We start from the raw sequence: 9,066 nt of genomic DNA on the forward strand, positions 1-9,066 counted from the left end.
TACAGGACATGTGTCGGACACAAGGGAGGAACGACCCATGTCCACCGATCGGTTTTTCATGCTGTTTGCCGGTATCGTGGTCCTGATCAGCGCCCTGCTGACCTGGGCAGCCAGTCCGTGGTGGCTGCTGCTTGCCGTATTCATTGGCGTGCATCTGATCCAGGCCTCCTTCACCGGCTTCTGCCCCCTGGTGAAGATCCTGAAATCGACGGGACTGAAACCCGGCGAGATCTTTCGCTGAAGTCGGTCGCGCCACCGTCGGGGTGCCGGACAGAACCCCGGGACCCCCTTGTGTTTGGGGGCGCGAGCGCTCATATTAATAAACACTAATGCTTCACCAGGAGAGAACACCCCATGAGTATTGACCGCATCGTTATGGCCTTTGCCGGCACCGTCATCATCATCAGCGCCATTCTGGCGTGGCAGTTCAGCCCGCTGTGGCTGCTGCTGACCGGCTTTGTCGGCCTCAACCTGCTGCAGTCCGCCTTCACCGGCTTTTGCCCGCTGGCCATGATCCTCAAGGCCCTGGGCGTGAAGCCCGGCGAAGCCTTCAGCTGAGGCCAGCCCGGCAGACACCTCGCGCCCGCCCCGACCGGCGGGCGCACAAAAGGGCCCGGACGTCACCGTCCGGGCCCTTTTTCGTTCAGAGGCTCGGGCTTCAGGACCGGGGCCGGAGGCGTTCGGCGGCCTCGTCCAGCACGGCCCTCTGGCGGCCGGCCAGATGCCGCACTTCCTGGAGATAGAGCTCAAGCTGCATGCTCACGCTCCCATTCCCGGAACTCCAGCTCGCGCCAGGTACGTGTCAGGAACCACGCCCATGGCGGTCGATCCTCGCCGACCACCGGAATGCCCTCCTCGGCGACCACGGCCCGCATGGCCAGTCCGGCCCGCTCCAGATTGACGATGTCGACCCGGTCGTCGTGGGTGCCCAACGCGGCCGCAATCCGGCGACGCAGGGACTCGTCCCGCGCGAAAGCGTCCAGGGCATCATCAGGGGCGTCCGACCACTGCACGGCCAGGTCCCAGTCGCTTTGCTCGTGCGCATCGCCCCTCGCGCGACTGCCGATCAGTACCACGAAGTCCAGTCCGTCGAGGTCTTCAAGGGCGCGACGCAGTACCGTCGGTTCCGTCATGGTCCTGCTCCGTTGCGAGATTCAATGCAGGAATCATGGTAGCAGCCCCCGGGCGGAGAGCGCCGTTTACTCCGGTTCGCGCAGCCAGCAGGCGGCGCGGTGGTACGGCGCGGGGCGGAAATCGGGCGGGTCGCGGGTCTCGCAGACGCCGGCCATGGCCTGCGGGCAGCGTGGATGGAAACGGCAGCCCGGCGGCGGGCTGACCAGGCTGGGGGCCTCGCCGCCGGGGATCTCGCGCATCTGCCGAGCGTTGGCGGGGTCGGGGTCGGCCAGCGCCGACAGCAGCGCCTCGGTGTAGGGATGCTGCGGGGCGTCCAGCAGTGCGTCCACCGGCGCCTGCTCCACGATGCGGCCGGCGTACATCACCATCACCCGCCCGGCGTAGTGACGCACGGTGGAAAGGTCGTGGGTGATGTAGAGCAGCGCGATGTCGTGCTCGCGCTGCACCCGGTGCAGCAGGTCGAGGATCTCCACCCGCACCGAGGCGTCCAGCATCGACACCGGTTCGTCGGCGATGATCAGCTTCGGCCGCAGCAGCAGGGCACGGGCGATCACCACCCGTTGCTGCTGCCCGCCGGACAGCTGATGCGGGAACTTGCCGCGCACCTGGGCCACCGGGGTCAGGCCGACCTCCTCCAGCGCCGCGTCGATGCGCCGTTCGCGCTCGGCGCGCGGGCCGATCCCGTGCACGACCAGCGGTTCCTCCAGCGCGCGGCGGATGTCCATGAACGGCGGCAGGGCGCCGTAGGGATCCTGCTGCACGTACCCCACCCGGGCGCGGTACGCCTTCAGGTCGGCTCCCTTCAGATCGGCCAGCGACTGTCCCTCGAAGCGCACCGCCCCGCCGGTGGGCCGGTTGAGCCCCAGCAGGGTGCGCGCCAGCGACGACTTGCCGCAGCCGGACTCGCCCACCACCGCGGCGGCCTCGCCGGCATCCAGGGTGAAACGCACCCCGTCCACCGCGCGCACGGTCCCGGTGCGGATGAATCCCCACTGGCGCAGTTCGAAATGGGTCTGCAGGTCTTCGGCGACCAGCAGGGGTTCACTGCGGTCACGGGTGTTCATCCGGTCCCTCCCGCTTCGTGCAGCCAGCAGCGCACGCGATGGCGCGCATCCGGGTGGAACACCGCCGGGTCCTCGGCGCAGCGTTCGAACCGCCGCGGGCAACGCTCGGCGAAGCGGCAGCCGGTCGGCGGATCCTGCAGGCTGGGCGGACGCCCGGGAATGGGCACCGGCGGTTCTTCCTGGCGCAGCCGCGGCACCGAGGCCATCAGCATTTGCGAATAGGGGTGCCCCGGGGCGGTGAAGAAGGCCTCGGCGGACGCCTCCTCCACCACCTGCCCGGCATACATCAGGGCGACGCGGTCGGCCAGTTCGCTGGAGGTGGCCACGTCGTGGGTGATCAGCACGAAGCTGGTGCCGCGATCGCGCTTGATGCGCTTGAGCACGTTCATGATCGAGGCCTGGGTCAGCACGTCCAGTGCCGAGGTCGGCTCGTCGAGGATCACCAGGTCGGGGTCGGTCACCAGCGCCATCGCCAGCACCGCGCGCTGGCGCATGCCGCCGGACAGCTCGTGCGGATAACGCTGCAGGAAGTCCGTGGCGATGCCGACCTCCTCGAAGGCCTCGGCCGCACGGGCCATGGCCGCACGCCGCGACCATCCCCGATGGATGCGCAGCGGCTCGGCGACCTGTTCGCCCACCCGCACCACCGGGTTCAGCGCATTCATCGCGGCCTGCATCACCAGCGCGATGCGTACCCAGCGTACCTCGCGGCGGAAGCGCTCCTCGGACAGGGCCAGCACGTCGCGCCCGTCCAGGCGTACCTGGCCGGTGGGTCGCCCGGCATTGCGCGGCAGGGTGCGCAGCAGGACCTTGGCCAGCGAGGACTTGCCGCAGCCGGACTCGCCCAGCACCACCAGCGCCTCGTTGCGGCGGATCTCCAGATTGACCCCGTCGACCGCGTTCACCGGGCCCTGCTCGGTGCGGTACTGCATCCGCAGGTCCTCGATCTCCAGCAGCGGGCTGTCGGGATTGGCCGTCACCGCCATCACAGGTTCCTCAGCCGGGGATTGAACACGCGGTCCAGGGCGAAGCCGAGCATGGCGAAACCCAGTCCGGTCAGCATCAGCAGCGCCGCGGGGCTCACCACCCAGTAGTAGAACCCGTGGTACAGGGCCGACTGCGCCTGGGCGTCGTGCAGCACCTTGCCCCAGGTCGGCAGCACCGGATCCCCCAGGCCCAGCACCGCCAGCGACGCCTCGAGGAAGACGTAGGTCGGGATCAGGGTCACGAACGTGGGGATCAGCACCGGCAGGATGCGCGGCACCATGTAGCGCAGCACGATCCGCGGGCTGCCGGCGCCGTAGGCGCGCGCCGCCTCGATGTACGGGGCCTGGCGGATCGGCAGCAGCATCGCACGGTACATCTTGATCCCGGCGGAGAAGATCCCCAGGGCCACCACCACGCCCAGCATCAGCCAGATACTGGTGGAATAGAGCGTGCCCACCATCACCAGGATGGGCAGCAGCGGCAGGATGATGTTGACCTCGGTCAGGCGCTGGATCGCGGCATCCACCCAGCCGCCGTACCACACGCCGGCGGCGGCGATGATCAGGGTGGTGATGGTGGTCCCCACCGCGGCGATCAGCCCGAACGCCAGCGCCACCGGGGTGCCCCACAGCAGGGCCACGGACAGATCGCGACGCTGATGGTCGGTGCCGAACAGCCCGTGGACCTGCCCGTAGGCCACCAGTTCGGCGTCCATGCGGCCTTCGGGCTCGAAATGCACGGTTTCCAGTACCAGCTCGTAGGTCCCCGGCAGGACCCGGGGTTCCGGGTCTTCGACATCGGCGTCACTGAACAGACCAACCTGCGGGGCATGCCCCAGGCGCCCCTCCAGGCCCTGGTCCTGGGAGATCGACACCCGCTCCTCGGCACTGACCCGCCGCGAGCCCAGGGCCACCTCGCTGCCGTCGGGCCGGTGCCAGCTCATGCGCACGAACGGCGGCCGCTGCTCGAACTCGGCCTGCAGGAACAGGTTGATCTCCCCCGGGAAATCGTCATAGGGGAAGTCGAAGCGCAGGGTCTGCTCCTCGATGCGTCCTCCGTCGAAGGCCGCGAATTCCCGCTCGGCCGCCTCGCTCCCGGCCTTCACGGTGCGCGGCGCGTTGCCGCCGAACAGCCGGTCCGTCCACACCGGCGCGGCATTCACCGGCAGATCCTGCCAGACCTCGCCGCCGCGCCAGAGCTTCTGCGCCTCGCTGTACGGGATGGCGGTGACCGCGTAGATCGCCGTGCCCAGCAGGGCGAGGATGATCAGCATCCCCGCCACCGCCGACGGATAGCGTCGCAGCCGACGCAGGCCCTCGCTCCAGGGGCTCATGAACGGCCTCCTTCAATGCGCACGCGCGGATCGAGGATGGCGTAGAGGAAGTCCAGCACGAACACGGTGATGGCCAGCAGGTAGGCAAAGATCACCACCGATCCGATGATCACCGGGGTGTCGCGATGGCCGATGGCCTCGAACAGCAGCGTGCCCAGACCCGGCCAGTTGAACACCTGTTCGAGGATGATCGCGCCGCTCCACAGCCCGATCAGCATCAGCAGGAAACTGGTCACGATGGGCGACAGCGTGGGCCGCAGGATGTAGCGCTGTTCGATCAGGCGATCCGGCAGCCCCTTGGCGCGTGCCATCTCCACGTAGTCCTCGCTGGAATGGATCAGAAAGAAGGTGCGCCAGGAATAGATCGAGATGAAGATCTGCGAGATGAACATCGCCAGCACCGGCAGCGCCATGTGCCGGAGCACGCTGGAGGCGTAGGCCCAGCCGTCCTCCGGCGGTGGCACCGAGACCATCCCTCCCGCCGGGAACAGCGGCCAGATGAACGCCAGCAGCAGGATCAGGAAGATACCGTAGAACCACCCCGGCGCCGCCGAGCTGGGCGCCAGCCCGATGACGCTCTGATCCAGCGCCGAGCCGTAGCGCCGCGACAGCCCCAGCGCGGCAAACACCGCGACGAAGAACACCAGCAGGTTGGCGGTACCGAACAGCAGCAGGGTGGCCGGCAGGCGTTCGGCGATGATGTTGAAGACCTGGCGCGAGCCGGCATCGGAATGCATCTCCTCGGCCCGGCCCAGGTCCAGGATCATCGCCTGGTAGAGATAGTCGAAACTGCGCCAGATGAAGGGCTCGTCCAGGCGCAGGCGCTCCACTTCCAGCGCCACCTGCTGCTCGACCAGCTCGGTCCGCTCAGCGGACGGCAGATCATGGAACGCCGGATCCGCACGCACCGCCTCGGCCGCCGTGGTCTCGATCTGGGCCAGGCGCAGGTCATCCACCTGCCCGCCCATGTTGGCGATCACGATGGTCAGATAGACCCCGATCAGCACCGTCACCAGCAGCGCCAGCAGGCGCTTGCCGGTAAACACGGCCAGGCGGCGCAGATCGCGCAGCCAGCCGCGTCGGGCGGCGTTGACGGCCCCGTCAGTCATCGCCTTCCTCCGCTGGATCGGCCCGTGGTTGCGGCACCCGCCCGCCTGGCACCGTGGCGAACGCATGGGTGGCAAAGGCCGGCAGGGCGACCGGCGTCGCGGTCACCGCGAACTCCAGGCTGTTAGCCCCGGTACCCAGTGCGTCGAGGATCTCCGCATCCAGATGCAGGCGCCAGCGCCCTTCCGCATCCGGCTCCAGTTCGCCGCGCCGCGCGAGGCGGTCGTCGCCATCGAACAGCATCCAGCGCACCTCGTCGATGTCCTCATGCGGATACGGCTCGCCGCCAAAACGGATGTCGAGATCCAGACTGACCGCCTCGCCCAGCTCGGCGATCAGCGGGCCGTCCACGCTGACCTCGGGGATCCGCGGCTCCGCAAAGCGCAGCCACTTGTCCGCCGGATCGGGGAAGTCCTCGAAGCGGCGCAGCACCAGACTACCCTCCACCGCGCGCACGCGGTGCAGATAGAACGGCCCGTCGCCAACCCAGAAATGCCCGCGTTCGGCCTGCCACTGCTCCAGCGCCGCGTAGCGTTCGCGGATCTCCTCCGGATCGACCCACTCGCTCAGGGTCTCCTCGAACGGCAGCCGCTCCGCCGCGCGCGCCGCGCGCAGGTAGTCGCGCAGGATCTCCAGCGCCGGCCCGCCCACCAGGTTGGTCTGCTCCACGCCGCGCCGGTCGGCCTGACCGGTGGAAAAGGCCAGATCGCCCTGGCGCTCGGCCTCGATCCCCAGCCCCAGCACATGCCAGGGCTGGGTGGCGGGCACGCGGTTGGCCACCAGGTTCTCCGCATCCGGGAACACCTGATCGCTGTAGACCTCCACCGTCAGCGGGTCGGTATCCGTGATGCGCCAGCCGCGGAAATGGCGCTCATAGACCGAAAACGTGGGCACGTGCCCCGGATCGAACAGCGCGCTGTCCTCATCGGCACGTTCGAAGGTCAGGATCCACGGCAGGATCATGTCGGCGACCGACACCCGGGAACCATCGTGCCAGTAGCGATCCAGGTACCCGTCGTGGAATTCGATCTCGGTACGCGAACGCGCCGTCAGGCCCTCCGGTTCGGCCTCGTCCACCGTCACCTTGCGCCCTTCTGCGGCGTCCCAGCGCAGCCAGGCATCGCCGGGCACCTCGATGCGCTCCACACTCTCCAGCTCCACCCAGTCCAGCGTGCGCCCGACCGGCGCGTCCTCTTCCACCGTGACCCGGGCGCGCGCGATGCGCTGGGGCCGGTAGAGCCCGGTGAACGGATCGGCCAGCGCCGCCGGGTCCGACAGGGAACGCAGGATCATCTGATCGAAGATCCAGTTGGAACCGGCCACCGGGTTCCACGGCTCGGTCAGCATGCTGGGCGTGCCGATGACCACGCGGCCACCCACGCCGTCACGAAAGCGCAGGGTATAGGGCCACAGGCCGGAGCCGGTCACGCCGCCGGCCAGATCCACCGCCACCTCGAGGTTCGCGGCATGCGGCCAGACGCTTTGCTGATCCACCAGCCAGATGCGCACCGAATCCTTCATGGCCAGCTCCAGCGCGCGCGCCATCAGCTCCTCGCGCTCTTCCACGGACTGATACTCGCGGCGTTCCAGGCGCTCGGCGAGCTCGTCCAGTTCGGGATCGGGATCGTAGGCCTGCCACAGGGGGTCCGGTCGCCCGCGGGGGGTGTAGTAATAGTTGAAGTCGCCGCCGACATCGCGGTTGATGACCGTGGATATCCAGCCGCCGGTATACACGTGCCAGCGGCCGGCGGCAGGATCACTGGCTATCCACAGGCGCGTCGCCTCGTCCGCGGTGCGGTACAGCCGCTCGGTCTCGAAGCCGAGGTCCTCCAGCCGGTTGGCCACGTAGTCGCCCACCCGCTCGCGGTTGTCCTCGGTGCGGATCAGCACCCGAATGCTCACGGGCGCGTCGTCATGGAACCAGCGACCGTCGCGCTGTTCCGCGCCCAGGGCCTCCATGCGTTCGCCGATCACCCGGCGCGCACGTTCGGCATCGTGGCGGTAACGGATCTCGAGCTCGCGCGCCGGTCCGGCCAGGCGTGCGTAGTCCGGAAAGGCGGTGTTCAGCGGGAGATAACGCGGCGTGGCGAGCCCGCCGTAGAGCTCTTCCGCAATATGGCTGCGATCCACCAGCCAGTTCACCGCCTCGCGGATCTCGCGATCGGCGAAGGGGTTCAACTGGCCGTCCTCGAACTCGGCCGGATTCAGCGTGAGTTCGGCCACCGAACCGCGCGAGAAATGGTGCCCCACCGCGGGCGAAGCCTGGATCTGGCGAAACAGCGTGGCCGAATCCAGCCCCTGGCCGAACAAATGATGCGACCCCCGTTCGATCAGCGCAGTGATGCGGCCGGGGTCGGATTCCACGGTGAACACCACCTCGTCCACCAGTGCGCCGCGGCGCTCGGAGGCATCGCCCGGCTGCACGGTCGGCGCCGCGCCCTGGTCGACGCCGCGGCCGCCCATCCACAGGGTCCCCGCAATCGCCACGGCCAGCAGGGCGAGGATCAACAGGGGCAGCAGGCGGCGCAGATCGAACAAGGGATCTCCTCGGGATACGGGCTCAGGGCGTGGCGTCGGGGGTGGGTTCGTCGCGCAGCTCGTCGATCACTTCACGCACCTCGTCGGTGTCCCACTCGATGGCCTCGTTCACGGAATAGCGCACCCGGCCCTCGCGGTCCAGCAGGAACGAGCTGGGGAAGGCGAACACGCCCCATTCCTGCGAGACCGCCCCATCCTCGTCCATCAGCACCGGGAAATCGACCTCGACCTCTTCCATGAATTCCAGGATGTGCTCGGGCGACTCGCGGAAATTGATCGACACGATCGCGAACTCGTCCTCGTCATACGAGCCTTCGAGGCGGTTCATCGACGGGATCTCGTGCACGCAGGGCGGGCACCAGCTGGCCCAGAAGTTCACCAGCGTCACCTGACCGGCACGATCCTCCAGCCGGTGGGTCTCGCCGCGCACGGTGGAACTGGCGCGTTCCAGCAACAGCGAATCGAGCAGGTCCACCACCCACACCGTGGCGCCCTGCTCCGCCAGTTCGCCCAGCAGCTCGCGCGGGGCATCCAGCTCCTCGGCCGCCGGGATCAGCCAGATGAACAGCGGACCCGTGCCTTCGGCCTCGCCGAGGGTCTCTACCTCCAGGAGATCCCCGCCATCCAGTTCGATGGTGAACTCCTTCGCCGCGCCGTCGGCCAGCAGGCCCGACGGCAAAAGGAGAAAGACCAGCCACAACAGCGCACGCCCCGTCCGGGACCACGGAATCGACCGCACATTGAACCTCGCGAAAGAAAGGATCCACCGCGGGAAAGACGCACCCGGGGCCCGTCCGCTTCCCCGGGCAGGATCCGATCATCCGACATGGCCCGTCGCCTTGCAATGGCCGGGCGGGGCCGCCCCCCGAGCGTCAGCGGGAGATCACCCCCCGGTCATGGACA

Annotated in this window: 9 protein-coding genes; 2 read left to right on the forward strand and 7 right to left on the reverse strand. The window is 68.5% G+C overall.

The genetic code is table 11. From position 1 onward, the window contains the following. Window positions 1–37 precede the first annotated feature (37 nt). A complete protein-coding gene (locus B1A74_RS10850; protein ID WP_018946163.1) occupies window positions 38–241 on the forward strand; it encodes a YgaP family membrane protein in 204 nt (67 codons plus the stop codon). A gap of 113 nt (window positions 242–354) precedes the next feature. Then, window positions 355–558: a YgaP family membrane protein gene (locus B1A74_RS10855; RefSeq protein WP_018871287.1), complete on the forward strand. Its 204-nt coding sequence runs from the start codon at window positions 355–357 to the stop codon at window positions 556–558. 188 nt (window positions 559–746) lie between these two features. Here B1A74_RS10855 and mntA read toward each other — a convergent pair whose 3' ends face one another. From mntA to B1A74_RS10890, 7 genes are all read right to left on the reverse strand, one after another. Continuing rightward, window positions 747–1,133, reverse strand: coding sequence for a type VII toxin-antitoxin system MntA family adenylyltransferase antitoxin (gene mntA / locus B1A74_RS10860; RefSeq protein WP_077244657.1), 387 nt, complete (start codon window positions 1,131–1,133; stop codon window positions 747–749). A 66-nt stretch (window positions 1,134–1,199) separates the two neighbouring features. Continuing rightward, entirely contained in the window at window positions 1,200–2,198 is a 999-nt protein-coding gene (locus B1A74_RS10865) for an ABC transporter ATP-binding protein (protein WP_077244658.1), read from the reverse strand. After that, a complete protein-coding gene (locus tag B1A74_RS10870) occupies window positions 2,195–3,184 on the reverse strand; it encodes an ABC transporter ATP-binding protein (protein ID WP_077244659.1) in 990 nt (329 codons plus the stop codon). Before B1A74_RS10870 ends, B1A74_RS10865 begins: the two co-directional genes overlap by 4 nt. Beyond that, window positions 3,184–4,518: an ABC transporter permease gene (locus B1A74_RS10875; protein WP_077244660.1), complete on the reverse strand. Its 1,335-nt coding sequence runs from the start codon at window positions 4,516–4,518 to the stop codon at window positions 3,184–3,186. The genes B1A74_RS10870 and B1A74_RS10875 overlap by 1 nt, the downstream gene beginning before the upstream one ends. Next, a complete protein-coding gene (locus tag B1A74_RS10880) occupies window positions 4,515–5,627 on the reverse strand; it encodes an ABC transporter permease (RefSeq protein ID WP_077244661.1) in 1,113 nt (370 codons plus the stop codon). Before B1A74_RS10880 ends, B1A74_RS10875 begins: the two co-directional genes overlap by 4 nt. Next, window positions 5,620–8,163: an ABC transporter substrate-binding protein gene (locus B1A74_RS10885; protein ID WP_077244662.1), complete on the reverse strand. Its 2,544-nt coding sequence runs from the start codon at window positions 8,161–8,163 to the stop codon at window positions 5,620–5,622. The genes B1A74_RS10880 and B1A74_RS10885 overlap by 8 nt, the downstream gene beginning before the upstream one ends. A gap of 22 nt (window positions 8,164–8,185) precedes the next feature. Then, the gene (locus B1A74_RS10890) at window positions 8,186–8,902 is read right to left on the reverse strand and encodes a TlpA disulfide reductase family protein (RefSeq protein WP_077244663.1); all 717 of its coding nucleotides are present in this window, start codon (window positions 8,900–8,902) and stop codon (window positions 8,186–8,188) included. Between the last annotated feature and the right edge of the window lie 164 nt (window positions 8,903–9,066).

The organism is Thioalkalivibrio halophilus (assembly GCF_001995255.1).
GTDB classification, from domain to species: Bacteria; Pseudomonadota; Gammaproteobacteria; order Ectothiorhodospirales; family Ectothiorhodospiraceae; genus Thioalkalivibrio; species Thioalkalivibrio halophilus.

Bases quoted from the DNA above. Each gene is read 5' to 3' on its own strand.
- B1A74_RS10850 (WP_018946163.1), top strand. From the start codon at position 38: ATGTCCACCGATCGGTTTTTCATGCTGTTTGCCGGTATCGTGGTCCTG.
- B1A74_RS10855 (WP_018871287.1), top strand. From the start codon at position 355: ATGAGTATTGACCGCATCGTTATGGCCTTTGCCGGCACCGTCATCATC.
- mntA (WP_077244657.1), bottom strand. From the start codon at position 1,133: ATGACGGAACCGACGGTACTGCGTCGCGCCCTTGAAGACCTCGACGGA.
- B1A74_RS10865 (WP_077244658.1), bottom strand. From the start codon at position 2,198: ATGAACACCCGTGACCGCAGTGAACCCCTGCTGGTCGCCGAAGACCTG.
- B1A74_RS10870 (WP_077244659.1), bottom strand. From the start codon at position 3,184: ATGGCGGTGACGGCCAATCCCGACAGCCCGCTGCTGGAGATCGAGGAC.
- B1A74_RS10875 (WP_077244660.1), bottom strand. From the start codon at position 4,518: ATGAGCCCCTGGAGCGAGGGCCTGCGTCGGCTGCGACGCTATCCGTCG.
- B1A74_RS10880 (WP_077244661.1), bottom strand. From the start codon at position 5,627: ATGACTGACGGGGCCGTCAACGCCGCCCGACGCGGCTGGCTGCGCGAT.